This window comes from Streptomyces sp. NPDC008238 (assembly GCF_042956445.1).
Classification (GTDB): domain Bacteria; phylum Actinomycetota; class Actinomycetes; order Streptomycetales; family Streptomycetaceae; genus Actinacidiphila.
In genome coordinates, this window is the sequence record NZ_JBIBGK010000003.1 from 49,912 (window position 1) to 74,626 (window position 24,715).

General features: G+C 72.1%; 26 protein-coding genes and 1 tRNA gene. 10 read left to right on the top strand and 17 right to left on the bottom strand.

All coding sequences use genetic code 11. The features are described from left to right. Window positions 1-18 precede the first annotated feature (18 nt). Window positions 19-699 carry an NUDIX hydrolase gene (locus tag ACFZAU_RS09040; RefSeq protein ID WP_500551636.1) on the bottom strand — a complete coding sequence of 227 codons (681 nt, stop codon included), beginning with the start codon at window positions 697-699 and terminating at the stop codon, window positions 19-21. Further along, window positions 696-1,517, bottom strand: a complete 822-nt coding sequence (gene nth, locus ACFZAU_RS09045) for an endonuclease III (protein WP_500551637.1) — start codon at window positions 1,515-1,517, stop codon at window positions 696-698. Before nth ends, ACFZAU_RS09040 begins: the two co-directional genes overlap by 4 nt. Window positions 1,518-1,771: 254 nt before the next feature. On the opposite strand from nth, the gene ACFZAU_RS09050 reads away from it, so the two are divergent. Beyond that, window positions 1,772-2,446 (top strand): Crp/Fnr family transcriptional regulator, encoded by a 675-nt coding sequence (locus tag ACFZAU_RS09050; RefSeq protein WP_431950174.1) that lies wholly within the window; start codon window positions 1,772-1,774, stop codon window positions 2,444-2,446. 76 nt (window positions 2,447-2,522) lie between these two features. Here the strand turns inward: ACFZAU_RS09050 and ACFZAU_RS09055 are convergent, their stop codons facing one another. From ACFZAU_RS09055 to sp36, 4 genes are all read right to left on the bottom strand, one after another. Next, window positions 2,523-3,347, bottom strand: coding sequence for an MBL fold metallo-hydrolase (locus ACFZAU_RS09055; protein WP_500460622.1), 825 nt, complete (start codon window positions 3,345-3,347; stop codon window positions 2,523-2,525). Further along, entirely contained in the window at window positions 3,344-4,216 is an 873-nt protein-coding gene (locus ACFZAU_RS09060) for an NUDIX hydrolase (protein WP_500551638.1), read from the bottom strand. The genes ACFZAU_RS09055 and ACFZAU_RS09060 overlap by 4 nt, the downstream gene beginning before the upstream one ends. 112 nt (window positions 4,217-4,328) lie before the next feature. Continuing rightward, window positions 4,329-4,793: a RidA family protein gene (locus tag ACFZAU_RS09065; RefSeq protein WP_499604949.1), complete on the bottom strand. Its 465-nt coding sequence runs from the start codon at window positions 4,791-4,793 to the stop codon at window positions 4,329-4,331. Beyond that, the gene (gene sp36, locus ACFZAU_RS09070) at window positions 4,790-4,951 is read right to left on the bottom strand and encodes a Sp36 family protein (protein WP_319134706.1); all 162 of its coding nucleotides are present in this window, start codon (window positions 4,949-4,951) and stop codon (window positions 4,790-4,792) included. Before sp36 ends, ACFZAU_RS09065 begins: the two co-directional genes overlap by 4 nt. A 71-nt stretch (window positions 4,952-5,022) precedes the next feature. Between sp36 and bagA the strand changes: the two genes are divergently transcribed. Beyond that, entirely contained in the window at window positions 5,023-6,003 is a 981-nt protein-coding gene (gene bagA, locus ACFZAU_RS09075; RefSeq protein ID WP_499604946.1) for an ATPase BagA, read from the top strand. Beyond that, the gene (gene bagB, locus ACFZAU_RS09080) at window positions 6,000-7,493 is read left to right on the top strand and encodes an ATPase BagB (RefSeq protein ID WP_500551639.1); all 1,494 of its coding nucleotides are present in this window, start codon (window positions 6,000-6,002) and stop codon (window positions 7,491-7,493) included. Before bagA ends, bagB begins: the two co-directional genes overlap by 4 nt. On the opposite strand, the gene ACFZAU_RS09085 is transcribed toward bagB, so the two are convergent. Further along, on the bottom strand, window positions 7,475-7,825 hold the full coding sequence (locus ACFZAU_RS09085; RefSeq protein ID WP_499604943.1) for a WhiB family transcriptional regulator: 351 nt from the start codon (window positions 7,823-7,825) through the stop codon (window positions 7,475-7,477). The genes bagB and ACFZAU_RS09085 overlap by 19 nt on opposite strands. A gap of 397 nt (window positions 7,826-8,222) precedes the next feature. On the opposite strand from ACFZAU_RS09085, the gene ACFZAU_RS09090 reads away from it, so the two are divergent. Continuing rightward, complete coding sequence (locus ACFZAU_RS09090; RefSeq protein ID WP_500551640.1) at window positions 8,223-10,538, top strand: transglycosylase domain-containing protein; 2,316 nt, start codon at window positions 8,223-8,225, stop codon at window positions 10,536-10,538. 87 nt (window positions 10,539-10,625) lie between these two features. On the opposite strand, the gene ACFZAU_RS09095 is transcribed toward ACFZAU_RS09090, so the two are convergent. Beyond that, entirely contained in the window at window positions 10,626-11,087 is a 462-nt protein-coding gene (locus ACFZAU_RS09095) for a GatB/YqeY domain-containing protein (protein ID WP_500551641.1), read from the bottom strand. Between the two features lie 76 nt (window positions 11,088-11,163). On the opposite strand from ACFZAU_RS09095, the gene ACFZAU_RS09100 reads away from it, so the two are divergent. The 4 genes from ACFZAU_RS09100 to ACFZAU_RS09115 all read left to right on the top strand — a co-directional run bounded on the left by ACFZAU_RS09100 (window position 11,164) and on the right by ACFZAU_RS09115 (window position 14,105). Continuing rightward, window positions 11,164-12,096, top strand: coding sequence for a metallophosphoesterase (locus tag ACFZAU_RS09100; RefSeq protein WP_499604938.1), 933 nt, complete (start codon window positions 11,164-11,166; stop codon window positions 12,094-12,096). Between the two features lie 88 nt (window positions 12,097-12,184). Continuing rightward, window positions 12,185-12,258: transfer RNA gene (locus ACFZAU_RS09105), tRNA-Pro, on the top strand. 664 nt (window positions 12,259-12,922) lie between these two features. After that, a complete protein-coding gene (locus ACFZAU_RS09110) occupies window positions 12,923-13,387 on the top strand; it encodes a hypothetical protein (RefSeq protein WP_500551642.1) in 465 nt (154 codons plus the stop codon). Between the two features lie 199 nt (window positions 13,388-13,586). Then, the gene (locus ACFZAU_RS09115; protein WP_500551643.1) at window positions 13,587-14,105 is read left to right on the top strand and encodes an SMI1/KNR4 family protein; all 519 of its coding nucleotides are present in this window, start codon (window positions 13,587-13,589) and stop codon (window positions 14,103-14,105) included. A gap of 25 nt (window positions 14,106-14,130) precedes the next feature. Here the strand turns inward: ACFZAU_RS09115 and ACFZAU_RS09120 are convergent, their stop codons facing one another. Together ACFZAU_RS09120 and ACFZAU_RS09125 are read right to left on the bottom strand one after the other, a co-directional pair. After that, window positions 14,131-15,693, bottom strand: a complete 1,563-nt coding sequence (locus tag ACFZAU_RS09120; protein WP_500551644.1) for an alpha/beta hydrolase — start codon at window positions 15,691-15,693, stop codon at window positions 14,131-14,133. Between the two features lie 219 nt (window positions 15,694-15,912). After that, the gene (locus tag ACFZAU_RS09125; protein WP_500551645.1) at window positions 15,913-16,377 is read right to left on the bottom strand and encodes a GNAT family N-acetyltransferase; all 465 of its coding nucleotides are present in this window, start codon (window positions 16,375-16,377) and stop codon (window positions 15,913-15,915) included. A 67-nt stretch (window positions 16,378-16,444) separates the two neighbouring features. Between ACFZAU_RS09125 and ACFZAU_RS09130 the strand changes: the two genes are divergently transcribed. Together ACFZAU_RS09130 and ACFZAU_RS09135 are read left to right on the top strand one after the other, a co-directional pair. Beyond that, window positions 16,445-16,717, top strand: coding sequence for a DUF6191 domain-containing protein (locus ACFZAU_RS09130; protein WP_500551646.1), 273 nt, complete (start codon window positions 16,445-16,447; stop codon window positions 16,715-16,717). A gap of 78 nt (window positions 16,718-16,795) precedes the next feature. Further along, window positions 16,796-18,586, top strand: coding sequence for a S9 family peptidase (locus ACFZAU_RS09135; RefSeq protein ID WP_500551647.1), 1,791 nt, complete (start codon window positions 16,796-16,798; stop codon window positions 18,584-18,586). Here ACFZAU_RS09135 and ACFZAU_RS09140 read toward each other — a convergent pair. The 7 genes from ACFZAU_RS09140 to ACFZAU_RS09170 form a co-directional block, all read right to left on the bottom strand. Beyond that, the gene (locus ACFZAU_RS09140; protein ID WP_500551648.1) at window positions 18,542-19,396 is read right to left on the bottom strand and encodes an SURF1 family protein; all 855 of its coding nucleotides are present in this window, start codon (window positions 19,394-19,396) and stop codon (window positions 18,542-18,544) included. The genes ACFZAU_RS09135 and ACFZAU_RS09140 overlap by 45 nt on opposite strands. 48 nt (window positions 19,397-19,444) lie before the next feature. After that, the gene (locus ACFZAU_RS09145; RefSeq protein WP_500551649.1) at window positions 19,445-20,473 is read right to left on the bottom strand and encodes a hypothetical protein; all 1,029 of its coding nucleotides are present in this window, start codon (window positions 20,471-20,473) and stop codon (window positions 19,445-19,447) included. Continuing rightward, window positions 20,470-21,030 (bottom strand): SigE family RNA polymerase sigma factor, encoded by a 561-nt coding sequence (locus ACFZAU_RS09150; RefSeq protein WP_499605048.1) that lies wholly within the window; start codon window positions 21,028-21,030, stop codon window positions 20,470-20,472. The genes ACFZAU_RS09145 and ACFZAU_RS09150 overlap by 4 nt, the downstream gene beginning before the upstream one ends. A gap of 390 nt (window positions 21,031-21,420) precedes the next feature. Beyond that, a complete protein-coding gene (locus tag ACFZAU_RS09155) occupies window positions 21,421-22,695 on the bottom strand; it encodes an aspartate kinase (RefSeq protein ID WP_499604920.1) in 1,275 nt (424 codons plus the stop codon). A gap of 274 nt (window positions 22,696-22,969) precedes the next feature. Next, the gene (locus ACFZAU_RS09160; protein WP_499604919.1) at window positions 22,970-23,617 is read right to left on the bottom strand and encodes a DUF5063 domain-containing protein; all 648 of its coding nucleotides are present in this window, start codon (window positions 23,615-23,617) and stop codon (window positions 22,970-22,972) included. Beyond that, window positions 23,610-24,209, bottom strand: a complete 600-nt coding sequence (gene recR, locus ACFZAU_RS09165; protein WP_499604917.1) for a recombination mediator RecR — start codon at window positions 24,207-24,209, stop codon at window positions 23,610-23,612. The genes ACFZAU_RS09160 and recR overlap by 8 nt, the downstream gene beginning before the upstream one ends. Before the next feature lie 24 nt (window positions 24,210-24,233). Next, window positions 24,234-24,569: a YbaB/EbfC family nucleoid-associated protein gene (locus tag ACFZAU_RS09170; protein ID WP_499604916.1), complete on the bottom strand. Its 336-nt coding sequence runs from the start codon at window positions 24,567-24,569 to the stop codon at window positions 24,234-24,236. Window positions 24,570-24,715: the final 146 nt, after the last annotated feature.

Below are 24,715 nucleotides of genomic sequence, written 5' to 3' on the forward strand. Positions count from 1 at the left end.
ACACCGTCTCATGGAGGATCAACCCAGCGGGACCGTCTTCGCGCGATCCCAGGGTCGTTCCCAGCCCGCGTGGTGCAGGATCCGGTCGATCAGGCCCGCGGTGAAACCCCACACCAGGACGCCCTGCACCAGGAAGGCGGGCCCCTGGAGGCCGCTGGGATGGGTCACCACGGCCCGGTTGGCGGGATCGGTGAGATCCGCCACGGGGACGGTGAACACCCGTGCGGTCTCCGCCGGATCGACCGCTCCTACCGGGGACGGCGTACGCCACCAGCCGAGGACCGGTGTCACGACGAAGTCGCTCACCGGGATGTAGAGCCGCGGGAGCACCCCGAAGACCTGCACCCCCGACGGGTCGAGGCCGGTCTCCTCCCACGCCTCGCGCAGCGCGGCCCGCAGCGGGCCCTCGCCCTCCGGGTCGCCGTCCTCGGGATCGAGCGCACCGCCGGGGAAGGAGGGCTGCCCCGCGTGGGAGCGCAGGGACGCCGCCCTTTCCATCAGGAGGAGTTCGGGCCCCTCGGCCCCCTCCCCGAGAAGGATGAGCACGGCCGAGGGCCTGCCGCCGTTCGGCGGCGGCAGGAAGCGGCTGAGCTGCTCGGGCCGTACGGCGTCGACCGCGCGGACCACCGGGGCCAGCCATGACGGCAGCCCCTCGCGGTCCAGGGTGACGTCCTCGATGTCGGGTCGTGCCTGCGTCACTCCACCTCCAGCGGCGGCGCCGCCTTGCCCGGGAACCCCGGCGGCGGCTTGAGCCGCTGTCCCGGGCCGCCGGCCAGCTCGTACTTCAGCAGCTTCTTCGCCTTCTCCGGGTCGGTCTCGCCCTCGCCGTACGCCGGGCACAGCGGGGCGATCGGGCAGACGCCGCAGGCGGGGCGGCGGGCGTGGCACATCCGGCGGCCGTGGAAGATCAGCCGGTGCGAGACCATCGTCCACTCGCTCTTCGGGAAGATCGCCATGACGTCCTGCTCGATCTTCTCGGGCTCCTTCGCGCTGGTCCAGCCGAAGCGGTGGACGAGCCGCTGGAAGTGGGTGTCCACGGTGAGGCCGGGGACGCCGAAGGCGTTGCCGAGCACCACGTTGGCCGTCTTGCGGCCCACGCCGGGCAGCGTGACCAGGTCCTCCAGCCGGCCGGGCACCTCACCGCCGTAGGTGTCGCGCAGCGCGGCGGACAGGCCGAGCACCGCCCGCGCCTTGGCGCGGAAGAAGCCGGTGGGGCGGAGGATCCGCTCGAGCTCCTCCGGGTCGGCGGCGGCCATCTCCTCCGGCGTCGGATACGCGGCGAACAGCGCGGGGGTGGTCTGGTTGACCCTCAGGTCGGTCGTCTGGGCCGAGAGGACGGTGGCGACGAGCAGCTGGAAGGGGTTCTCGAAGTCGAGCTCGGGATGGGCGTACGGGTACAGCTCGGCGAGCTCGCGGTTGATCCGGCGGGCCCTGCGCACCATGGCCAGCCGCGACTCGGGCTTGCGCGCCGCCCGCGTCCGGCTGGTGGAGGTCGTGCGGGCAGCCTGTTCGCTCACAGCGGAATCCGCGGCGGCCGCCACCCTTCCGGCCCCGCCACCCTGCCGTTTCTTCTGCGCACTTGGCGTATCGGACACCCGGCCAGCCTAAGCCTCACCACCGACAATCGCCCTGGAGAGCAGGGATCCGGCCCCCAAACGGACCCCCGGGGCACAATCACACGAGCACATAAGACAGACTTGTGATTGATCGCACTGTTTTGCTGTCGGGCATGATGGGGACCGACCCAGCGATGTCGACAAGGAGAGAGCTCGTGGACGACGTTCTGCGGCGCGCACCGCTTTTCGCGGCGCTCGACGATGAGCAGGCCGCTGAACTGCGCGCCTCCATGACGGAGGTCACGCTCGCGCGTGGCGACTCGCTGTTCCACGAGGGGGAACCCGGGGACCGGCTGTACGTCGTCACCGAGGGCAAGGTGAAGCTGCACCGCACCTCCCCCGACGGCCGCGAGAACATGCTCGCCGTCGTCGGACCCGGCGAGCTGATCGGCGAGCTGTCGCTCTTCGACCCCGGCCCGCGCACGGCGACCGCGACCGCGCTAACCGAGGTGAAGCTGCTCGGCCTCGGCCACGGCGACCTGCAGCCCTGGCTCAACGCCCGCCCCGAGGTCTCGACGGCCCTGCTGCGCGCCGTCGCCCGGCGCCTGCGCCGCACCAACGACGTCATGTCCGACCTGGTCTTCTCCGACGTGCCGGGCCGCGTGGCCAAGGCGCTGCTGGACCTGTCGCGCCGCTTCGGCGTGCAGTCCGAGGAGGGCATCCACGTCGTGCACGACCTGACGCAGGAGGAACTCGCCCAGCTGGTGGGCGCCTCCCGCGAGACCGTCAACAAGGCCCTCGCCGACTTCGCGGGCCGCGGCTGGCTGCGCCTGGAGGCGCGGGCGGTCATCCTGCTGGACGTCGAGCGGCTGGCCAAGCGCTCGCGCTGACGCCCGTACGCGTACGAGAAGGGGCGCCCACCCGGAGGTGGGCGCCCCTTCGGCGTCCGCGGTGCTGGTGGGGCCGTCAGATCAGCCCGTGCTCCAGCAGGTAGTCCAGCTGCGCCCGCACCGACAGCTCGGCGGCCGGCCACAGGGCGCGGTCGACGTCCGCGTACACGTGGGCGACGACCTCCGAGGGCGTCGTCAGGCCCTGCTCCACGGCCGTCTCGACCTGGGCCAGGCGGTGGGCGCGGTGGGCGAGGTAGAACTCGACGGCGCCCCGCGCGTCGGCCAGGACCGGGCCGTGGCCCGGCAGGACGGTGGCGACGCCGTCGTGCATCGTCAGGGCCTGCAGGCGGCGCAGCGAGTCAAGGTAGTCGCCCAGCCGCCCGTCGGGGTGGGCGACGACCGTGGTGCCGCGGCCGAGCACGGTGTCGCCGGTGAGCACCGCCCGGTCGGCGGGCAGGTGGAAGGAGAGCGAGTCCGCGGTGTGCCCGGGGGTGGGTACGACGCGCAGCTCCAGGCCGCCGGTGGTGACGACGTCGCCCGCGCCGAGGCCCTCCTCGCCCAGCCGCAGCGCCGGGTCCAGGGCGCGCACGGCCGTACCGGTCAGCTCGGCGAAGCGCGCGGCGCTCTCGGCGTGGTCGGGGTGGCCGTGCGTCAGCAGGGTGAGGGCGATCCTCTTGCCGAGGGAGTGCGCGGTGGAGACCACGGTGTTCAGGTGGCCCTCGTCGAGCGGGCCCGGGTCGATGACGACGGCGAGCTCGGAGTCCGGCTCGGAGACGATCCAGGTGTTCGTGCCGTCCAGCGTCATCGGCGAGGGGTTCGGCGCGAGCACGCAGACCGCGCGGGCGGTCGCCCGCCCGCCGATCCCGGCGCGGGGGTCGCCGGGCTGAAGGGCCGAGGTCATTCGGCGGCTCCCATGCGCTTGGTGAACTCGTCGTGGCCGGGCCAGGTCAGCACGATCTCGTCGCCCACGAGGGCGGCCCTCGCCAGCACGGGGGTGAGGTCGCGTCCCGCCGCGGCGGAGGCCAGGGCCGCCGCCGCGGACCCGTACGGGAGCAGTTCCCGCAGCGTCGCGATGGTCGGCGGCAGCATGGTCATCTCGCCGCGGTCGTAGCCGTCCACCGCTTCGGCGGGCCGCAGCCACACCGTGCGGTCCGCCTCCCCCGACACGTCACGGGTGCGCTGGCCGGGCGGAAGCGCCGTCAGGAAGAACCAGGTGTCGTAGCGGCGCTCCTCGAACTCCGGGGTGATCCAGCGGGCCCAGGGACCGAGCAGGTCGGAGCGGAGCACGAGCGCGCGCCGGTCGAGGAAGTCGGCGAAGGACAGCTCCCGCGAGACCAGGGCGCGGCGGTCCGCCTCCCAGTCCTCGCCGGTGGTGTCCGCGACGACGGACGCCTCGTCGGGCCCGGCCAGCAGCACGCCGGACTCCTCGAAGGTCTCGCGCACGGCCGCGCACACGATCGCCTGCGCCGAGGCGGGGTCCAGTCCCCGGCCCAGCCGGGCGGCCCAGGTCTCCGGCGAGGGGCCCGTCCAGGCCACCGGGCGCTCGTCGCGCGGGTCCACCCCGCCACCCGGATAGGCGTACGCGCCCGCGGCGAACGCCATCGACGCCCGGCGCCGCAGCATGTGCACGGCGGGACCGCCGTCGGCGTCCCGCAGCAGCAGGACCGTCGCCGCACGGCGCGGCACGACGGGCTCCAGGGTGCCCGCGGTGAGGGCGCGGATCCGCTCGGGCCAGGTCGGCGGGAACCACTGGCCGTTCGTGGTGGTCATGGGGCGGATGCTATGCGCTTCCGCGGAGATGTTCGATAGGGCCCGGACCGGGCGGCGGGCCCGGGCGCCCCTCCGGCGGCCGGGGCGCGGCCCGCCGGAGGGGTACCGGACGTCAGTCCTCGACCTCGACCTGGATCTCGACCTCGACGGGCGCGTCGAGCGGCAGCACGGCCACCCCGACGGCGCTGCGGGCGTGCACGCCCTTGTCGCCGAGGACCTCGCCGAGCAGCTCGCTCGCGCCGTTGACGACGCCCGGCTGACCGGTGAAGTCAGGGGCGGAGGCGACGAAGCCGACGACCTTCACGACGCGCTTGACGCGGTCGAGGTCACCCACGACGGAGCGGACCGCGGCGAGGGCGTTGAGCGCGCAGGTACGGGCGAGCTGCTTGGCCTCCTCCGCGGTCACCTCGGCACCGACCTTGCCGGTGCAGGTCAGCTTGCCCTCGACGACGGGCAGCTGACCGGATGTGTACACGTACGCGCCGGACCGGACGGCCGGGACGTACGCGGCGAGCGGCGCGGCCACGGCGGGCAGGGTCAGCCCCAGCTCGGCGAGCCGCTGCTCGACGGCGCTCACGCGTTCTTCTCCCGCTTGAGGTAGGCCACCAACTGCTCGGGGTTGTTGGGGCCCGGCACGACCTGGACGAGCTCCCAGCCGTCCTCGCCCCAGGTGTCCAGGATCTGCTTCGTCGCGTGCACCAGCAGCGGCACGGTCGCGTATTCCCACTTGGTCATGAGGGGACTGTAATGCCTGGCACAGCCACGCCCCTGCGTAGCCCCGCCCTCGACTGGTTAGGCTCGCAGGTGTGAGGCTGCACATCGTGACGGGCAAGGGCGGCACGGGGAAGACGACCGTCGCCGCGGCGCTGGCACTCGCCCTCGCCGCCGAGGGACGGCGGACGCTGCTGACGGAGGTCGAGGGGCGCCAGGGCATCGCCCAGCTCTTCGAGACCGAGGCGCTCCCCTACGAGGAGCGCAAGATCGCGGTGGCCCCGGGCGGCGGCGAGGTCCACGCCCTGGCCATCGACGCGGAACAGGCGCTGCTGGACTACCTCGACATGTTCTACAAGCTCGGCCGGGCGGGCCGGGCCCTGAAGAAGCTGGGCGCGATCGACTTCGCGACCACGGTCGCCCCGGGCCTGCGCGACGTCCTGCTGACCGGCAAGGTCTGCGAGGCGGTGCGCCGCAAGGACCGGGCCGGCTGGCGGTCGTACGACGCCGTGGTGCTGGACGCGCCGCCCACCGGCCGGATCACCCGCTTCCTCAACGTCAACGACGAGGTCGCCGGGCTGGCCCGGTTCGGCCCGATACACAATCAGGCGCAGGCCGTGATGCGGGTGATGAAGTCCCCGGAGACGGCCGTGCACCTGGTCACCCTCCTGGAGGAGATGCCGGTCCAGGAGACCGTGGACGGTGTGGAGGAGCTGCGCGCGGCGGGTCTGCCGACCGGCGCCGTGGTCATCAACATGGTGCGCCCTGTGGTGATGGACGGCGCCGCCGTGGCCACGGCGCGCGACGGGCGGCGCACGGCGATCGCCAAGGCCCTCTCCCAGGCCGGGCTGGGCGGCGCGCGGCGCGGCGGCCTCGCGGAGCGGCTCGTCGACCCGCTGCTGGCGCAGGCTCACGAGCACGCGGAACGGGTGGCCCTGGAGCGCGCCCAGCGCGAGGAGCTGACCGCGCTGGGCCTGCCGGCGTACGAGCTGGAGCTGATGGGCGACGGGGTCGATCTCGGCGGGTTGTACAGATTGGCTGAAAATCTGCGGAAGCAGGGGCTGGGGGTCGCATGAGCCTGGAGAGTCCGGTATTGGACATCGACCCGTTGATCGACGATCCGAGGACCCGGATCGTCGTCTGCTGCGGCTCCGGAGGGGTCGGCAAGACCACCACGGCCGCGGCGCTGGGCGTCCGCGCCGCCGAGCGCGGCCGCAAGGCCGTCGTGCTGACCATCGACCCGGCACGCCGGCTGGCGCAGTCCATGGGGCTCTCGGAACTGGACAACACCCCGCGCAAGGTCGCCGGCATCGACGAGTCCGCGGGCGGTGAACTGCACGCGATGATGCTCGACATGAAGCGGACCTTCGACGAGGTCGTGCTGCAGCACTCGGACCGGGAACGGGCCCGGGCGATCCTGGACAACCCCTTCTACCAGTCGCTCTCCGCGGGCTTCGCCGGCACGCAGGAGTACATGGCCATGGAGAAGCTGGGCCAGCTGCGCGCGCTCGACGCGTGGGACCTGATCATCGTCGACACCCCGCCGAGCCGGTCGGCACTGGACTTCCTGGACGCCCCGAAGCGGCTGGGGTCCTTCCTGGACGGTCGCTTCATCCGGCTGCTCATGGCCCCCGCGAAGGTCGGCGGGCGGGCCGGCGTGAAGTTCCTCAACGTCGGGATGTCGATGATGACCGGCACGCTCAGCAAGGTCATGGGCGCGCACCTGCTGCGCGACGTGCAGACCTTCGTGGCGGCGATGGACTCGATGTTCGGCGGCTTCCGCTCCCGCGCGGACGCCACCTACAAGCTGCTCCAGGCGAACGGCACGGCGTTCCTGGTGGTGGCCGCACCGGAGCGGGACGCGCTGCGGGAGGCCTCGTACTTCGTGGAGCGGCTGGCGGCGGAGAACATGCCGCTCGCCGGGCTGGTGCTCAACCGCGTGCACGGCAGCGGGGCGGCGCAGCTCACGGCGGAGCGGGCGCTGGCGGCGGCGGAGGCCCTGGACGACCTGACCGCGGCGGACGACCCCGCAGACCCCGACGACGTGGACGCCGTGGACCACCCGGGCGCCCTCGGCACCGACGAGGCCGGTCCCGCGGCCGGGGAACCGTCAACTCCCCGGCTGACCGGGGAGTTTGACGAATCTGCAGAAAATCTTCAAAGCGTCGGCATTGTGGATCAGCCCGGCGGGAAAGCTGGACTCCGTACGGCCGACGGCGGCGAAGGGACCCCCAGTACGGACAGTGCGGACACGAGCTCTCCCGAATCGCCCACCGGCTCCCCGGCCGCCACCGCACCCGCGGCACCCGCGCAGGACCCCGCAGCGGACCGGCCCGCGGAGACGGACCCACTGGACGCCGACCGTCTCGCCGCCGGCCTGCTGCGCCTGCACGCCGAACGGATGCAGCTGGTCGCGCGCGAGCGGCGCACCCGCGACCGCTTCGTCTCCGTGCACCCGGACGTGCCCATGGTGGACGTCGCGGCCCTGCCCGGCGACGTCCACGACCTCGAGGGCCTGCGCGCGATCGGCGAACGCCTCGCGCAGGGTCAGCCGACGGCTGCGTAGTCGTCGTAGTCCCCGTCGTAGCCCTCGTCGTCGAGCGGGAGCACACCCGTGCTGCGCTCGTACTCCGTGCGCGCCGTCTCCAGCAGCCTGCGCCACGAGGTGACCGTGGGACGCCGGCGCAGCAGCGCCCTGCGCTCCCGCTCGGTCATCCCGCCCCAGACGCCGAATTCGACGCGGTTGTCCAGGGCGTCGGCCAGGCACTCGGTGCGCACCGGGCAGCCGGTGCACACCGCCTTGGCCCTGTTCTGGGCCGCTCCCTGGACGAAAAGTTCATCCGGATCCGTCGTGCGGCACGCGGCCTGCGTACTCCAGTCCGTAACCCAGCTGCTCATGCTGGCGCCGTCCTCTCCCGAATCGAGGCTCCCCCACGGCGGCAAGCGGCATATTCACCGTTGCCAGTTGAGGACGTTACGGAAGGTGGGCACGGCGCAACAGCCCTTTCAGGCCCAATCTTGAATGGCCCGAACGGACTATGGGTATGCGGCAGATCACCCGACGGAGTGAGCCGACGACAGAACGGGCGAATCGCCGCAAAACGGTCAGCTCGCCACTTCTGGGGCCTGAGATCCAAGCCACATGGCTGGCATATGACAGGAATTCGGGCAGTTCTCATCACCCACAAGAGTGATGACGGAGGACAGACGTGTGCGCAGTGTTGGCGCCTGTCTGTTACAGAGTAGGCGAACAAGCATGCCCACGTCCCGGGAATGGCAACGTAAGCTGCACCCCATGGGTCACAAGCGATCGCGCCCCACCAGCAGCGGCGGCACCAGTTCCGCGCAGCAGGCCGCCAAGTTCCTGGGCGTCAGTGTCCTGGCCGGCGTCGTACTGGCCGGCATCGCCCTGCCGGCGGCAGGGGCACTCGGACTGAGCGCCAAGGGCACCGCGGCCGGGTTCGACTCCCTGCCGGGCGAGCTCAAGCGACCGCCGCTCTCCCAGAGCACCCAGATCCTGGACACCAAGGGCGACCTGATCGCGACCGTCTACTCGCGCGACCGCAAGGTCGTGGGGCTCGACAAGATCAGCAAGTCGATGCAGCAGGCCATCGTGGCCATCGAGGACGCCCGCTTCTACGAGCACGGCGCCATCGACGTCAAGGGCATCCTGCGCGCGCTCAACAAGAACGCCCAGGAGGGCGGTGTCTCCGAGGGCGCGTCCACCCTGACGCAGCAGTACGTCAAGAACGTCTTCGTCGAGGAGGCCGGCGACGACCCCACCAAGGTCCAGCAGGCCACCCAGCAGACCCTCGGTCGCAAGATCAAGGAGATGAAGTACGCGATCCAGCTCGAGCAGGAGCTGGGGAAGCAGAAGATCCTCGAGAACTACCTCAACATCACGTTCTTCGGCGAGCAGGCCTACGGGGTCGAGTCCGCCGCCCGGCGCTACTTCAGCAAGTCCGCCAAGAACCTGTCGCTCACCGAGTCCGCGCTGCTGGCCGGCCTCGTCCAGTCGCCGAGCCGCTACGACCCCGTGAACGACCCGGAAGAGGCCAAGAAGCGCCGCGACGTGGTGCTGCAGCGCATGGCCGACATGAAGGACATCACGCAGGCGGAGGCCGACGAGGGCAAGAAGAAGCCGCTCGGCCTCAAGGTGACCCAGCCCAAGAACGGCTGCATCACCGCCGTGAACGGCGCCGGCTTCTTCTGCGACTACGTGCGCCAGGTCTTCCTCACCGACAAGACCTTCGGCAAGACCAAGTCCGAGCGCTCCAAGCGCTGGGACCAGGGCGGCCTCACCATCCGCACCACCCTCGACCCGAAGGCGCAGCGGTCCGTCCAGGACTCGATCAGCCGGCACGTGTACAAGAGCGACGACGTCGCCACCGCCGTGACGCTGGTCCAGCCCGGCACGGGCAAGATCATCGGGATGGGCCAGTCCCGCCCGTACGGCTTCGGGAAGAACCAGACCCAGATCAACCTCTCGGTCAACCAGGCCATGGGCGGCGGCGTCGGATACCAGCCCGGTTCGACCTTCAAGCCGATCACCGCGGCCGCGGCCATAGAGCAGGGCACCGACCCGGCGCAGACCTACCCGTCGCCCTACGAGATGCCCTACCCGAGCCCGGTCACGACCTGCGGCGGCAACTGGCTCAACACCGAGAACGCGACGGTGTCGAACGAGAACGAGTCCGAGAAGGGCCCGTACTCGATGAAGGAAGCGACCGCGAAGTCGGTCAACACCTACTACGTCCAGCTGATCAGCGACATCGGCGTCTGCCCGGTGGTCAAGATGGCCGACTCCATGGGCGTCCAGCGGGCCAACGGCAAGAAGCTCAGCCAGGTGCCCTCCCTCACCCTGGGTTCGCAGGAGGTCTCGCCGCTGACCATGGCGAACGCTTACGCGACCTTCGCCAACAAGGGCGTGTACTGCACCCCGGTCGCCATCCAGTCGATCACCGACGCGAGCGGCAAGAAGCTGCCGGTGCCCAAGACCGACTGCGAGCGGGCCATGACCGAGCAGACCGCGGCCACCCTGAACACCCTGCTCAAGGGCGTGGTCGAGGACGGCACCGGCCAGCAGGCCGGTCTGTCCGACCGTGACAGCGCGGGCAAGACCGGTACGACCGACGAGCGCTACGCCGCCTGGTTCGTGGGCTACACCAGCGACATGGCCGGCGCGGTCTGGGTCGGCGACCCGGCCCACAAGCGCCACATGACCAACATCACCATCGGCGGCGTCTACCACGCCAAGGTCTTCGGCGCCGACACCCCGGGCCCCATCTGGCGGGACGCCATGTCCGGCGCCCTGACGGGAACGACCTCCGCCAGCCTGCCGACGGTCGCCATCCGCGAGCCCGAGAAGCCCCGCGACCACGATGACGACCACCACGGCCCCGGCGACAACGGGGGCAACGGCAACGGCGGCGGCAACGGCGGGGACGACGGTGGCCTCTTCGGCGGCATCTTCGGCGGCGACACCGCGGGCGGCGACGGCGGCAACGGCTTCACCACCGGTGGCGGCAACGGCCGCGGCGGCGGGAACAACGGCGGCCCCGGCGCCGGGACCGGCGTCGTCCCCGAGACGGGCGGCACCGGGGCGGGCTGATCCCCCCGGGACACGACGTGACGCCGAAGGGGCGCCGGGACCGTTCGGTCCCGGCGCCCCTTCCGTCGTCCGCTGCCCGCGGCGCCGTCAGCCGCCGGCGAGCTGCTTGCGCACCTCGGCCGCGACCCGGCCGCCCTCGGCCAGACCCGCGACCTTCGGGTTCACGATCTTCATGACCGCGCCCATCGCCTTGGGCCCCTCGGCCCCCGACTCCGCGATCGCCGCGGCGACGATCCCGGCCAGCTCCGCGTCGTCCAGCTGCTTGGGCAGGTAGGCGTCCAGCACGGCGCCCTCGGCCAGCTCGCGCTCCGCGGACTCCTTGCGGCCGCCCTGCCCGAAGGCCTCGGCGGCCTCCCGGCGCTTCTTCGCCTCGCGGGCGATCACCTTCAGCACCTCGTCGTCGGAGAGCTCGCGCGCCTCCTTGCCCGCGACCTCCTCCTTGGTGATCGCGGTGAGGGTGAGGCGGATGGTGGACGAGATCAGCTCGTCCCGTCCCTTGATGGCAGCCGTGAGGTCGTCGTGCAGACGCTGCTTGAGCGTGGTGGTCATGGCGTCGAGTCTGCCAGGTCGCCACCGGGAGGGCCGGAAATTTATCCCTGACGAGCCGTCTGCCACCATGGAGGGCATGCGCGCGCGATACGGAGTACCCCTGGGCATCACAGTCGCCGGAGCCGCCTGCGTGGCCTACGCGGCCGGAATCGAGGTGCGGTCCTTCCGCCTGCGCAGGGTCCGGGTACCGGTGCTGCCGGCCGGGATGCGGCCGATCCGCGTCCTGCAGCTCTCCGACATCCACATGGTCAGCGGCCAGGACAAGAAGCGCCGCTGGCTGCAGTCGCTGGCCGGGCTGCGTCCGGACTTCGTCGTGAACACCGGCGACAACCTCTCCGACCCCCACGGCGTCCCCGAGCTGCTCGACGCCCTCGGCCCGCTGCTCGACCTTCCCGGGGCGTACGTCTTCGGCTCGAACGACTACTACGCCCCCAAGCTGCGCAACCCCGCCCGCTACCTGATCGAGCGCGTCCGGGGCCAGCACGGCCTCAACGGCAAGAACGACCCGGCGATCGGCGTCACCCGCAACCCCTGGGAAGAGGTCCGCGACGCCTTCGACGTGGCCGGATGGGTCGGGGTCAACAACACCCGAGGCCGCCTCAAGCTGGACGACGGCATCGAGATCGCCTTCGCGGGCCTCGACGACCCCCACATCCGCCGTGACCGCTACGCCGCGATCGCCGGGGGCCCCGACACGGACGCCGACCTCTCCCTCGCCGTCGTCCACGCCCCGTACCTGCGCGTGCTCGACTCCTTCGCCGCCGACCGCTACCCGCTGATCCTCGCCGGACACACCCACGGCGGACAGCTGTGCATCCCCTTCTACGGGGCGCTGGTCACCAACTGCGACATCGACACCGACCGGGTCAAGGGCCTGTCCACCCACCGGGCCGCCGGGCACCGCTCCTACCTGCACGTCTCCGCGGGCTGCGGCACCAACCGCTACACCCCGGTCCGCTTCGCCTGCCCGCCCGAGGCCACCCTCCTCACCCTGACCCCGGGAGCCTGAGCCGCCCGCGAAAACCGGATTTCGTCTCCAGCGGGAGGTCCGCTAGAGTAATCCTCGTCGCGCCGGGCCGAAAGCCACGACGCGACACCGGGGTGTGGCGCAGCTTGGTAGCGCGCTTCGTTCGGGACGAAGAGGCCGTGGGTTCAAATCCCGCCACCCCGACCCAGGTAAGAGGGCCAGGTACTCACGTGAGTACCTGGCCCTCTTTCTTTCCTGGAGCCGAACGGGGAGCCACCTGGGAGACGATCAAGCCGTCTCTTGCTGCTCCTCCCCTTCGCGGCCAAAGGTCTCATCCGTTGCGCCGGCACTCTCAGTGATCACCGGACGCGGTTGGGCCTGGAGCGGGACGTCGTGTTCGGACGTCCGGGAACCAGGAGCGGTCGTGGGCTCCGCCTGCCGCTTCCCTTCTCCCTGCACGGCAGCAATGATGATCGCCGGATCACGGCCACCTCCGAGGGAGACATGCGTACCCGCCCCGTCACATCGGTCGTCATCATCGCCCTCCTCACCGGGCTCACCGCGTGCAGCGCCTCCCCTCAGCCTCGAGAGTCTCGGGGTCACGCCGCCCCGTCCCGTGCCTCAGGCGCGTCGACGGTTTCACGCTCCGGCCCGGGCGACGTTCCGATGCCCAACTTCGTGGGTGGCAACGTGAAAAGAGCGGTCGAGCAGCTCGGCCCCGAGCCGCAGACTCCCGGGCAGCTCATCGTCCTCGGAGCAGTCATGAGTGACGAGCACTGCTGACGGTCGCCGTCGGTACGGAGATTCCGACGCCCGCAGCGGCTCCCGCCGGCCTACGGCGTAGGGTGCAGGCCTCACAGGGGGTTGGATGGCTTCGCTCACGATTACTTGGACGATGCGCCACCACGGCTGGGCCGTCATCAGGGTCGCCGACGATCAGGCAGAGACGGAAGTGTGCGCCTCGTACGTCACGGATGGGCCCGAGCAGTTCCTCTACGCGATTGCCAGGCTTGTGGACGGCGATGAGGACACACGAGCCGAGTTCGAGGGCGAACCCCAGGTCTACCGGTGGTTCTTCCACCGCGATGGGTCCGACGTCGACATCCGACTGGTCGAGGCAAAGGACCTTCGAGCGCCCGACAGCTCAGACACCGTTCTCTGGTCAGGACGCCACGAGGCCACTGCGCTGGCACGGGCGGCTGTGCGCGCCTTCGACCGGGTCGTTCTCGAGCTGGGCGAAGAGGGCTACGCCTCCCACTGGGGCCGCCCGTTCCCCCGAACGGAGCTCGAGGCTCTACGGACCGGGATGCGCACACGGACGAGGAGACCGTGACGCTCGCGGCCCCGGTCGACGATGCCGCCCAGGACAGGACGGGAGCGGGCGTCCGGCGAGACCGCGCCATGGCCTGTTGACTCTTGGCCGCTGAAGCATTCGGAGAAGAATGATCGACCACTTGGAACGGCTGACCTTGCTGCTGCCTCCACCCGCCGTGCCGGTTGCCCGACCGCCGTGGGAGCGGTCGCAAGCGGAGGTGGGATTCGGATTCCCCTCGGACTACCGGGCGTTCGTCGACAGGTACGGCGGCGGCTTCGCGGGCACCCCGGACTCGCTGAGGTCCTTCGTGTACGCGCCGTCCTCCGTTCCTCTCGCACCTGGCCGGACTTCCGGTTTCAGGGGCTTCGTCGACTGGCACGCCTCTGAGATCGCGCCGCTGTTCACAGGGTGGGACGAGGACGAGTGGGGCGGCACCGCTTACTCCATGCACCCCGAGCCGGGCGGTCTGCTCACGTGGGGCGAGAACCAGGCCGGTGACCTGTACTGCTGGTTGACCGAGGGGGACGATCCGGATGCATGGCCGGTCGTCATGTGGGCGCGCGGACCCGCCACCACCTACCGGTTCGACATGGGAATGGTGAGGTTCCTCCATTCCCTGGCCGGCGGCAACCACCCCGCCCCCGACTGGATGCACTCCGCCGGGACCCGCTGGACGCTGACGACGGACTGGCTGCACCGAGCGCTGAACACCTCCGCCGCGCGCACCCCTGGGTGATCCGGCCCGGCTCGGCAGCCGCGCGTCAGCCGCAGACCGTGCCCGGGTCGGGGAGTTCGCCGTGGGCGAGGTAGCGGTCGACGGCGTCGTCGATGCAGGGGCTGCCGCGGTGGTAGGCGGTGTGGCCGTCCCCGTCGTACGTGAGGAGCCGGCCGGAGTCGAGCTCGCGGGCGAGGGACTGGGCCCAGGGGTACGGGGTGGCGGGGTCGCGGATGGTGCCGACGACGAGGATCGGGGCGGCGCCGGGGGCGGCGATGGGGCGGGGGTCCTGGATCGGCGCCACGGGCCAGTGGGTGCAGAGCACCAGGAACGGGGCCAGTGAGGCGCCGAACTGGGGCGAGGCGCGCAGAAAGGCGGGCAGCGCGGCCTCGGCCTCGGCGGGGGTGAAGCGGGCGCCGAGGGTGGCGCTGAGGCAGTCGACGGCGAGCAGGGCGTCCGCGGCGTTGCCGGAGTCGTCCTCGTCCGTGCCGGTGAACTGCTGCAGGTGCGTGGTGTCGCCGGCCAGGGCCTGGCGCAGCATGGTGCGCAGTTCCTCCCAGGACGCCTCGCGTAGGGCCGTGATGACCGCGGTGAGGAGGTCCTCGCCGGTGACGGCGATGTCCTTGCCCTGGCGCAGCGGGCCGGCGTCCAGCTTGTCCACCAGGCGGTCAAGGACGCGGCCGGCCTCCGCGACGGAGTGGCCGACCGGGCAGTCGGGGCGGTCGGCGCAGTCGGCGGCGAAGGACTCCCAGGCGAGCTGGTAGCCGGCGGTGCTGTCCAGGTTCTCGTGGTAGCCGTCGATCGCGGGGTCCACGGCACCGTCGAGGACCATGCGGCCGACCCGCGAGGGGAAGAGCTCGGCGTAGGTGGCGCCCAGGTAGGTGCCGTAGGAGTAGCCGAGGTAGTGCAGGCGCTCGTCGCCGAGGAGGGCGCGTACGACGTCCATGTCACGTGCCGCGTCGGGGGTGCCGAGGTGGGGCAGCAGTTCGCCGGCCTGCTTCTCGCAGGCCTCGGCGAGGTCCCGGAACGCGTCGTAGGAGTCGGCGATCCCCGCCGCGTCGCCGGAGACGCGCAGGCCGAAGCCCATGGGGGTGGCCGGGGTGTCGGTGTCGCAGTCGACGGGGGTGCTCTCCCCCACGCCGCGGGGGTCGACGGCGACCAGGTCGTAGGCGGAGCGCATGGCGGGGGAGAAGGTGCCGGCGGCGGCGACCAGGTAGTCGACGGCGGACTCGCCGGGGCCGCCGGGGTTGATCTGGAGGGAGCCGACGTGGGCGGCGGCGTCGCCGGTGGCCCGTACGCGGGCGGCGGTCAGGGTGATGTCGCCGGCCTCCGGGCGGGAGTAGTCCAGGGGCACGCTCACGGTGGCGCACTGGAAACCGGGGACGTCCTGGCAGGACCGCCAGTCGAGGCGCTGCTCGTAGTAGTGCCGCAGCTCCGGGGGCACGCCCGCGACGGGGTCCGCCGCCCGGCCGTCCCCGGGTGTCGCCGGCCGGGGCGGGACGGCGGTGGCGCAGGCCGCGGTCAGCAGCAGCCCGCAGGTGCTCAGCACCGCGAGCGCGCCGCGCAGCCTACGCCGGGGTATCCCGTCGGTGTCCAGGACAGCGATCATCGCCACGCCTTCCTCGTGCGCCCGTGTGACGGGGGAGCACCGGACGCGGCGCCGGGTCCTGCCCGGGGGCGACGGGTCCGGTCGTGTCGCGGAGCGCTCGGACGCGCCCCCGCGACTCCGCTGCGTCATCAGCCCATCACACGTCGTGCGTGGCGGCGGCCCCGGGTGGGCCGAAGGGGTGAACCTCCGGGCCGCCCCGGAAGGGATCAGCGGGGCGGTTCAGCGAGGCGCGTAGGCGATGCGCTCGAAGGGCCAGGCGCGGGCCAGCCAGTCGCGGACGACGCGGTGGAGTTCGGCGTCCAGGGCGGCGTGCGGGGCGCTGACCCAGGAGCGGACGTCGACGGTACCGGGCTCGGCACGGGAGCCGTAGACGTACACGCAGCCGATGACGTCGCCGCCGGGCACGGACAGGACGGTGTAGGTGAAGCCGGTGCGCCGCTCGAAGTCCTCCGCGTGCTTGCGCAGGTCCTCGAGGTTGGCCTCGAGGGTCATGCCGTCCGGCGGCGGCCAGGAGCGGCCCTCGAAGCCGGGGGTGGCGCGGATGTGGTCGATGCCGGCCGTCCAGGCGGCGTGGTCGGCGGCGTTGTGCCGCGGGCCGAGGGGTTCCAGGCGGAAGCGGTCGGTGGCGGGCGGCTCCGGGACGGCGAAGCCCGGCGGGACGAGGGGCTGTTCGGCGGCGTTCATGGCGCGAGGGTAGCGGGATGCCGCCGGGGCCGTCGCCGCCGCGGCGGCGCTGTGCGAAGGTGGGGCCATGGGTGTCGGGTTCGTGGTCTTCATGACGCTGCCGGGCCTGGTGATCCTGCTGTGCGCAGTGGCCCTCGTCGACCAGGTGCTGCGCGCGGGACGGTGGGCCGGGCGGAGCGGGCAGGTCTCCGCGACCGGCTTCGAGCAGCTGCACGCGAGCTTCTCCCCCGGCAAGCGGAGCGAGTTGGACGAGCGACGGGCGACGCTCCTGCTGCGCGACGAGGAGGGCGACGGCGCCCCCCGCGGTCGCGCGTGGACCTGGGCCGGGGGACGGCGCTGATCGTCGTTCCGGGACGTGATCGCAGCAGGTGACGACGCCCACGGTCCGCAGCGGGGCACGATCGGGTTTGATGGTGGCATGAGCGACGTCATGGCTGGGATGCCGGATTGGGAGAAGCGCTTCCGGGCGCCACGCGTCGGACTGCCGGAGTGGGCCGAGGACGCCCCCCACCGCAGCCTGTTCGTGTCGAATGCGACGGGTACCTACGAGCTCTACGCGTGGGACCGGACGACCGGGGCGCAGCGGCAGGTCACCGACCGGCCGAACGGCACGTCGGACGGGACGCTGACGCCGGACGGCGCGTGGGTGTGGTGGTTCGCGGACACCGACGGGGACGAGTTCGGGGTCTGGATGCGGCAGCCCTTCGAGGGCGGTCCGGACGAACCGGCCGCGCCCGGCCTGGAGCCCTCGTACCCCGCGGGGTTGGCGCTGGGCCGCGGGGGGCTGGCGGTGGTCGGCCGCTCCAGCGACGAGGAGGGCACGACGGTCCACGTCGTGCGTCCCGGGGCGGAGCCGGTGGAGATCTACCGGCACGAGGAGTCCGGCGGGGTCGGCGCGCTGTCGGAGGACGGCACGCTGCTCGTCGTCGAGCACACCGAGCACGGCGACGCGATGCACTCGGCGCTGCGGGTGGTCACGACGGACGGGACGACGGTCGCGGAGCTGGACGACAGCGAGGGCGGCACGAAGGAACTGGGCCTGGAGTGCCTGGGGTTCGCCCCGGTGCCCGGGGACGCCCGGCTGCTGGTGGCGCACCAGCGGCGTGGCCGCTGGGAGCCGATGGTCTGGGACGTCACGGCGGGCACGCAGACCTCGCTGGCGATCGACCTGCCCGGCGACGTCGCGGCGGAGTGGTACCCCGACGGCACCGCGCTGCTGGTGGTGCACTCCTACCGGGCCCGCAGCGAGATCTACCGCTACGGGCTGGCGGACGGGGAGCTGACCCGGCTGGAGACCCCGGCGGGCTCGGTGAGCGGCGCGACGGCCCGGCCCGACGGGACGGTGGAGTTCCTCTGGTCGTCGGCGGCGGCGCCCTCGGAGGTGCGGTCGACGACCGGCGCGGTGGTGCTGGAGGCGCCGGGCGAGCGGGCCCCGGGCTCGCTGCCGGTGGAGGACGTGTGGGTGGACGGCCCCGGCGGCCGGGTGCACGCGCTCGTCCAGCGGCCCGCGGCGGGCGAGGGCCCGTACCCGACGGTGTTCGAGATCCACGGCGGGCCGACCTGGCACGACTCGGACGCCTTCGCGGCCGGCCCGGCGGCCTGGCTCGACCACGGCTACGCGGTGGTGCGGATCAACTACCGCGGTTCCACGGGCTACGGCCGGGAGTGGACGGACGCGCTCAAGCACCGCGTCGGCCTGATCGAGCTGGAGGACATCGAGGCCGTCCGCGCGTGGGCGGTGGAGTCCGGCTTCGCCGACCCGGCCCGGCTGGTGCTCTCCGGCGGCTCCTGGGGCGGCTTCCTGACGCTGCTGGGCCTGGGCACCCGGCCCGAGCTGTGGACGGTGGGCCTGGCGGCGGTGCCGGTCGCGGACTACGTGACGGCGTACGGCGACGAGATGGAGGCGCTGAAGGCACTGGACCGCACCCTGTTCGGCGGTTCCCCCGAGGAGGTCCCGGACCGCTACGAGGCGTCCTCGCCGATCACGTACGTGGCGCGGGTCAAGGCCCCGGTCTACATCTCGGCGGGCCTGAACGACCCGCGCTGCCCGATCCGGCAGATCGAGAACTACGTCGAGCGGCTGGCGGGCCTGGGCAAGGCGCACGAGGTCTACCGCTACGACGCGGGGCACGGCTCGCTCGTCGTCGACGAGCGGATCAAGCAGCTACGACTGGAGCTGGACTTCGTCCGGCGCCACCTCGGCGGCTGAGGCCGCGGCCGGCCCCTCCTCCTCGGTGAGGCCGAGCTCGGCGTCGCGCCGGGACTCGGCCTCCCGCCGGACGAGCCGGAACCACATGAAGACCACGAAGCCGGCGAAGACGAACCACTCGCCGGTGTAGCCGAGGTTCTGGAAGGCCTTGAGGTCCAGGCCGGTGCCGCTGGGCGCAACGGGCGGGACGGCCCGCAGCGGCGCGTGGACGCCCTCGGTCTGGGTGATCCAGGCGCCGTACACCTGGTACGGGACGAGGTTGACCAGGGAGGCCGCGCTGATGATCCCGAGCTGTCCCCCGGGGAGTCCGCCGCGGTCGATCGCGCCGTCGGTGTCGGCGCCCTCGGGGGCCTGCAGGGCCCCGGTGACGGTGACCTCGCCGGCCGGCGGCGCGGGCACGCCGGCGGCGGTCGCGCGGTCCGCGTCGCCGGGCAGCCAGCCGCGGACGACGGGCAGGACGGCCTCGCCGTCGCCGGTCCGCAGCGGGGTGAGCACGTAGTAGCCGGTACGTCCGTCCAGCTCGCGGCCCGGAACCAGGAACTGGTGCGCGGCGTCGTAGCGGCCGGTGGCCCGTACGGCGCGGCCGACCGTCTCGGTGGTGACCACGGAGGACGGACGCGGCAGCAGGCGCTCCAGCGGCACCGCGTCGCGGGCGGCGGCCGCGGGCGTGTCCTGGGCGGCGCGGTGGCTGTCGACGCGCGCCTCGAACCGGCTCAGCTGCCAGCTGCCCATGAACGTGCAGACGACCACGGCGCACACCATGAAGAGGTGCCCGCCCAGCCAGCGGGGGGACAGCAGGAACCGGTACACGCCGTCCACGGTACGGGGCGGGCGCCCGGCCCAGGGAACCGCCCCCTGCTACGGGGCGGCGACGGCGCCGGTCTTGTACACCGTCCCCGCGCAGGCGCCGTCGATCGTCGCGTTGACGACGGGCGCTCCGGCCTCGGGGGTGTGGCTCAGGACGACGGCCGCCGGACCGGTCTGGCCGGTGCCGTTCTCACCTGCCGGGGGCGCGGACGCCTCGCCGGTCGGGCTGTCGGTGGCGGTCGCGGTCGGCGTCGGCGAGGACGGGGGCGTGCAGCCGCCCGGGCCGCCGGCGGCCGGGACCCAGGTGAACTCGACCCGGTAGCTCTGCCCGGGCTTGAGGATCAGCGCCTTGCCGAGGGAGTCGGGCAGTGTGGTGCCGTCGTTCGCGGTGTGGTCGACGACGCTGATGCGGGCCGCTTCGGCCGCGCCCTGGGCGGCGAAGCCCACCGAACCGCCGCCGTCGACGGTGCACGAGCCCTTGGAGACGTTCCCCACCTGGAACCAGCCGCTGACCCGGCCGGAGCCGTCGGCGGCGCCGGCGTAGCCGGAGGCGTTGCCGAGGTCGCCGGTGGTGCACAGCGGGGCGTTGGCCGCGAGCGTGTCGGAGGGGTCCGCGGGGCCCGAGGACCCGGGGGTGACCTGCCCCTGGGAACCGCCGGTGCGCGTGGGGTCCGCGTCGGGACGTCCGTCGCCGTCGGACGGGCTCGGCGTGCCGGCGTCAGCGGCGGGTCCGTCCGGCTCGCCGTTGGTGCCGCCGGTGTCCTGGGCGCTGGAGGCGTTGGCCGTCCCGGCTTGGGTGGAGCCGGAGATGTTCGCGGCGTGCAGGGCCGCGGGGACCGCGACCAGCGCGAGCAGGCACGCGGCCGCCGTGCCGGCCAGCAACTGCCGCCGGTGCGCCCGCCGGGCGGGGACCGCGCGGCGCAGGTGCTCCAGCGTGTCGTGGCCGGGCTGGATGCCGCTGACGGCGTCACGCATGAGCCGGCGCAGCGCCAGTTCGTCGGGGCTCAGCCGTTCCTCGGGACCGCCGCCGCTGATGTCGTTCTCAGGTTCCATACCGCCGGGTGGGTTCGGGTTGGTCATGCCGGGGCCTCCATCGCGACGCGGAGCGCCGCGAGACCGCGCGAGCCGTACGCCTTGACCGAGCCTATGGAAATGCCGAGGGTCTCGGCCACTTGGGCTTCGGTCATGTCGGCGAAGTAGCGCAGGACGAGCACCTCGCGCTGCCGGCGCTGCAGTTTGCGCATGGCCGCCTTCAGCTCGTCGCGCTCCAGCGCCTCGTACGCGCCCTCCTCGGCGCTCGCCATGTCGGGCATGGGCTTGGACAGCAGGCGCATGCCCATGATGCGGCGACGGAGCGCGGAGCGGGAGAGGTTGACGACGGTCTGCCGGAGGTAGGCGAGCGTCTTCTCGGGTTCGCGGACCCGCTTGCGGGCCGAGTGGACGCGGATGAAGGCCTCCTGGACGACGTCCTCGCAGGAGGCGGTGTCGTCCAGCAGGAGCGCGGCGAGGCCGAGCAGCGAGCGGTAGTGGGCCCGGTAGGTCTCGGTGAGGTGGTCGACGGTCGTCCCGACTGACATCGCGCCGTCAGTGTCGCCGCGGTCCGCGGGCGCCTGCACCACAGGCCAGGGCGCGATCACCGGGATCCCGCCGACTGCGCGCGACGGCCGCCGGACGTGCGGGCGCGCCGGGGCGCCGCCCAGCCCCACGAGGGGCGCTTCGATGCCGAGTGCCTCTGCCACGACTGTTGGACACGCATCCCCCCGTCAGGGTTGTACGCCCGAGGCACCGTTTTTGGCGGTGCAGCACATATGCCCATGCGTACCAACTCTTCCCCAATGCCCCTTTTTGCTGGCGCTGTTGCGCCGCGCCCGGCCTGCAGCACAGTAGGGCAGTGCGCTGACACAAGGACGCTCCCTGTGCGTCGCGCGGTTGCGACACACAGGGAGCTGAAATTGTCTGGCGCCTACAGGCTTCCGATCAAGCGGTATAGACCAGGGATTCGGGTCACTCGACCGGAATCGAGGTGCTCAGCGGCCCGTTCCTCCGTAGACGACCGCTTCGTCGCTTTCGCTGTCCAGGCCGAACGCGGAATGCACGGCGCGCACGGCCTCGTTGACGTCGTCGGCGCGGGTGACGACCGAGATGCGGATCTCCGAGGTGGAGATCAGCTCGATGTTGACGCCCGCGTTGGACAGCGCCTCGAAGAACTGCGCCGTGACCCCCGGGTTGGTCTTCATGCCGGCGCCGACCAGCGAGATCTTGGCGATCTGGTCGTCGTAGCGCAGCGCCTCGAAGCCGATGCCGCCCTGGACGCGCTTGAGGGCCTCGATCGCCTTCGGGCCGTCGGCCTTGGGAAGGGTGAACGAGATGTCGGTCAGGCCGGTGGCCGCGGCCGACACGTTCTGCACCACCATGTCGATGTTGATCTCGGCGTCCGCGATCGCCCGGAAGATGACGGCGGCCTCGCCCGGCTTGTCGGGCACACCGACGACCGTCACCTTGGCCTCGGATGTGTCGTGCGCGACACCGGAGATGATCGCGTGCTCCATGCCCTGCAGGTCCTCTCGCGGCTCGTTGCTGACCCAGGTGCCCTGGAGGCCGGAGAACGACGACCGGACGTGGATCGGGATGTTGTAGCGGCGGGCGTACTCCACGCAGCGGTGGAGCAGCACCTTGGAACCGGAGCTGGCGAGCTCCAGCATGTCCTCGGACGAGATCCAGTCGATCTTCTGCGCCTTCTTCACCACGCGCGGGTCGGCGGTGAAGACGCCGTCGACGTCGGTGTAGATCTCGCACACCTCGGCGTCCAGGGCCGCCGCCAGCGCCACCGCGGTGGTGTCGGAGCCGCCCCGGCCCAGCGTCGTGATGTCCTTGCTGTCCTGGGAGACGCCCTGGAAGCCGGCCACGATCGCGATGTTGCCCTGGTCGAGCGCGGTCCGGATGCGGCCCGGCGTGACGTCGATGATGCGCGCTTTGTTGTGGACGGAGTCGGTGATGACACCCGCCTGGCTGCCGGTGAACGACTGCGCCTCGTGTCCGAGGTTTTTGATCGCCATCGCCAGCAGGGCCATGGAGATCCGCTCTCCGGCGGTCAGCAGCATGTCGAACTCGCGGCCGGTAGGCATCGGAGATACCTGTTCGGCGAGCTCGATCAACTCGTCCGTCGTGTCACCCATCGCCGAGACCACGACGACCACCTGGTGGCCGCTCTTCTTGGCATCGACGATCCGCTTGGCAACGCGCTTGATGCCCTCGGCATCCGCAACGGAGGAGCCGCCGTACTTCTGCACGACAAGGCCCACGTGCGCTCCTCAAATCCGGTACTGCGTTCGGCTCAGTCTAACGAGCGGGCCGGGACGGACCCCTCAATACCACATGTTGAGATGTCGGGCCCACTCCGCGAGCCATCTGCCCATCGACACGCCGGGGTATGCACACCGACCGGCGTGCTCCCGGTCACTACGCCCCGGCGCCGCATCCCCGGACGACCACGCGCCCGCCCCCGGGAGGGGACGGGCGCGGTGGCGTACGGGTACGGGTCCCGGTTCGGGTCCGGGTCCGGGTACGGGTCCGGTTTCAGCGGCTGGGGCGCAGCCCCAGGGGCCTGGCGATCTCGGCGGCCATCACCCGGCCGGCCTCGGCGGCGAGCTTCTCCTCGTCGTCCGCGCCGTGGTCGGTGTCCAGGCCGTCCAGCGCGTCCAGCGGGCTGTCCAGCCGCACATGGGCCACGAGGGACTGCAGGGCCCGCAGCGAGGCCGAGGCCGTCGGCCCCCAGTTGGACAGGTAGGAGAACTGCCACCACCACAGCGCCTCGCTGACCCGGCCCTCACGGAAGTGCGCCAGGCCGTGCGCGAGGTCCGTCACCACGTCCGCGAGGTCGTCGGAGATCCGGCAGGCCACCGGCGTGCTGCGCGGCACGTACGGGTCGAAGACCTCGGAGTAGACGTCGATCGGCTCCAGCAGCACCGCGAGCCGCTGGCGCAACTCGTCGGCGTCGGGCTCCGGGCCGATGTCGGGCTCGTAGCGCTCCTCCGGGACGATGTCCTCGTGCGCCCCGAGACGGCCGCCGGCGAGCAGCAGCTGGGAGACCTCCAGCAGCAGGTAGGGCACCGCGCTGTCGGGGTCGTCGCCCTTTGCGACCTCCCGCACCGACAGGATGAAGCTCTCGATCTGGTCCGCGATCGAGGAGGCGAAGTCGTCGGGGTCCAGGGCGTTGTCAGACATCAAGCAGCCGCCTTCCTTCAAAGGCCCGGCCGAGCGTGACCTCGTCGGCGTACTCCAAGTCGCCGCCGACCGGCAGGCCGCTCGCGAGACGGGTGACCTTCAGTCCCATCGGTTTGACCATGCGTGCGAGATACGTGGCCGTCGCCTCCCCCTCGAGGTTGGGGTCGGTGGCCAGGATCAGCTCGGTGACCGTGCCGTCCGCGAGCCGCGCCAGCAGCTCCCGTATGCGCAGGTCGTCCGGGCCGACCCCCTCGATCGGGCTGATCGCGCCGCCGAGCACGTGGTAGCGGCCGCGGAACTCGCGGGTCCGCTCGATCGCCACCACGTCCTTGGGCTCCTCGACCACGCAGATGACGGCCGGGTCGCGGCGCGGGTCACGGCAGACCCGGCACTGCTCGGCCTCCGCGACGTTGCCGCAGACCGCGCAGAACCGGACCTTGGCCTTCACCTCGCCGAGGGCGTTCGCGAGCCGTCGGACGTCCGCGGGATCGGCCTGGAGGATGTGGAAGGCGATCCGCTGCGCGCTCTTGGGACCCACGCCGGGCAGCCTGCCCAGCTCGTCGATCAGGTCCTGAACCACGCCCTCGTACACGCTGTGCCCTCTTCCCCGCCGGAACTAGAAAGGAAGGCCGGGGATGCCCCCGAGCCCCTGGGCGAGCGGGCCGAGCTTGTTCTGCTGCAGCTCCTGCGCGCTCGCGGTGGCGTTGTGCACGGCGGCGACGACCAGGTCGGCCAGCGTCTCCGTGTCCTCAGGATCGACCGCCGCGGGGTCGATGACCAGACCCCGCAGCTCGCCGGCTCCGGTCACGGTCGCCTTCACCAGGCCACCGCCGGCCGTACCCTCGATCTCGGTCTCGGCGAGCTCCTGCTGGGCCGCCGCGAGGTCCTGCTGCATCTTCTGTGCCTGCTTGAGCAGCTGCTGCATGTTCGGCTGACCACCACCGGGGATCACGGTCTCGCTCCTGCCTCACGACGTCGGTTGTGCGGGTAGGGCGAGCCTACGTGCTCGGGCGCCCGCTCGCGCTACCCGTACGAGGGAACGAGCGGCGCGCGTCGCCCGTTCCGCCCCGGCCGTGCCGTTCCCCACAGGAGGAACGG

Excerpts from the sequence above, each read along its gene's own strand:
- ACFZAU_RS09055 (WP_500460622.1), bottom strand. The coding sequence starts at position 3,347 with ATGACCTCGGCCCTTCAGCCCGGCGACCCCCGCGCCGGGATCGGCGGG.
- ACFZAU_RS09060 (WP_500551638.1), bottom strand. The coding sequence starts at position 4,216 with ATGACCACCACGAACGGCCAGTGGTTCCCGCCGACCTGGCCCGAGCGG.
- sp36 (WP_319134706.1), bottom strand. The coding sequence starts at position 4,951 with ATGACCAAGTGGGAATACGCGACCGTGCCGCTGCTGGTGCACGCGACG.
- bagB (WP_500551639.1), top strand. The coding sequence starts at position 6,000 with ATGAGCCTGGAGAGTCCGGTATTGGACATCGACCCGTTGATCGACGAT.
- ACFZAU_RS09085 (WP_499604943.1), bottom strand. The coding sequence starts at position 7,825 with ATGAGCAGCTGGGTTACGGACTGGAGTACGCAGGCCGCGTGCCGCACG.
- ACFZAU_RS09090 (WP_500551640.1), top strand. The coding sequence starts at position 8,223 with ATGGGTCACAAGCGATCGCGCCCCACCAGCAGCGGCGGCACCAGTTCC.
- ACFZAU_RS09095 (WP_500551641.1), bottom strand. The coding sequence starts at position 11,087 with ATGACCACCACGCTCAAGCAGCGTCTGCACGACGACCTCACGGCTGCC.
- ACFZAU_RS09100 (WP_499604938.1), top strand. The coding sequence starts at position 11,164 with ATGCGCGCGCGATACGGAGTACCCCTGGGCATCACAGTCGCCGGAGCC.
- ACFZAU_RS09110 (WP_500551642.1), top strand. The coding sequence starts at position 12,923 with ATGGCTTCGCTCACGATTACTTGGACGATGCGCCACCACGGCTGGGCC.
- ACFZAU_RS09120 (WP_500551644.1), bottom strand. The coding sequence starts at position 15,693 with ATGATCGCTGTCCTGGACACCGACGGGATACCCCGGCGTAGGCTGCGC.
- ACFZAU_RS09125 (WP_500551645.1), bottom strand. The coding sequence starts at position 16,377 with ATGAACGCCGCCGAACAGCCCCTCGTCCCGCCGGGCTTCGCCGTCCCG.
- ACFZAU_RS09130 (WP_500551646.1), top strand. The coding sequence starts at position 16,445 with ATGGGTGTCGGGTTCGTGGTCTTCATGACGCTGCCGGGCCTGGTGATC.
- ACFZAU_RS09135 (WP_500551647.1), top strand. The coding sequence starts at position 16,796 with ATGAGCGACGTCATGGCTGGGATGCCGGATTGGGAGAAGCGCTTCCGG.
- ACFZAU_RS09145 (WP_500551649.1), bottom strand. The coding sequence starts at position 20,473 with ATGACCAACCCGAACCCACCCGGCGGTATGGAACCTGAGAACGACATC.
- ACFZAU_RS09160 (WP_499604919.1), bottom strand. The coding sequence starts at position 23,617 with ATGTCTGACAACGCCCTGGACCCCGACGACTTCGCCTCCTCGATCGCG.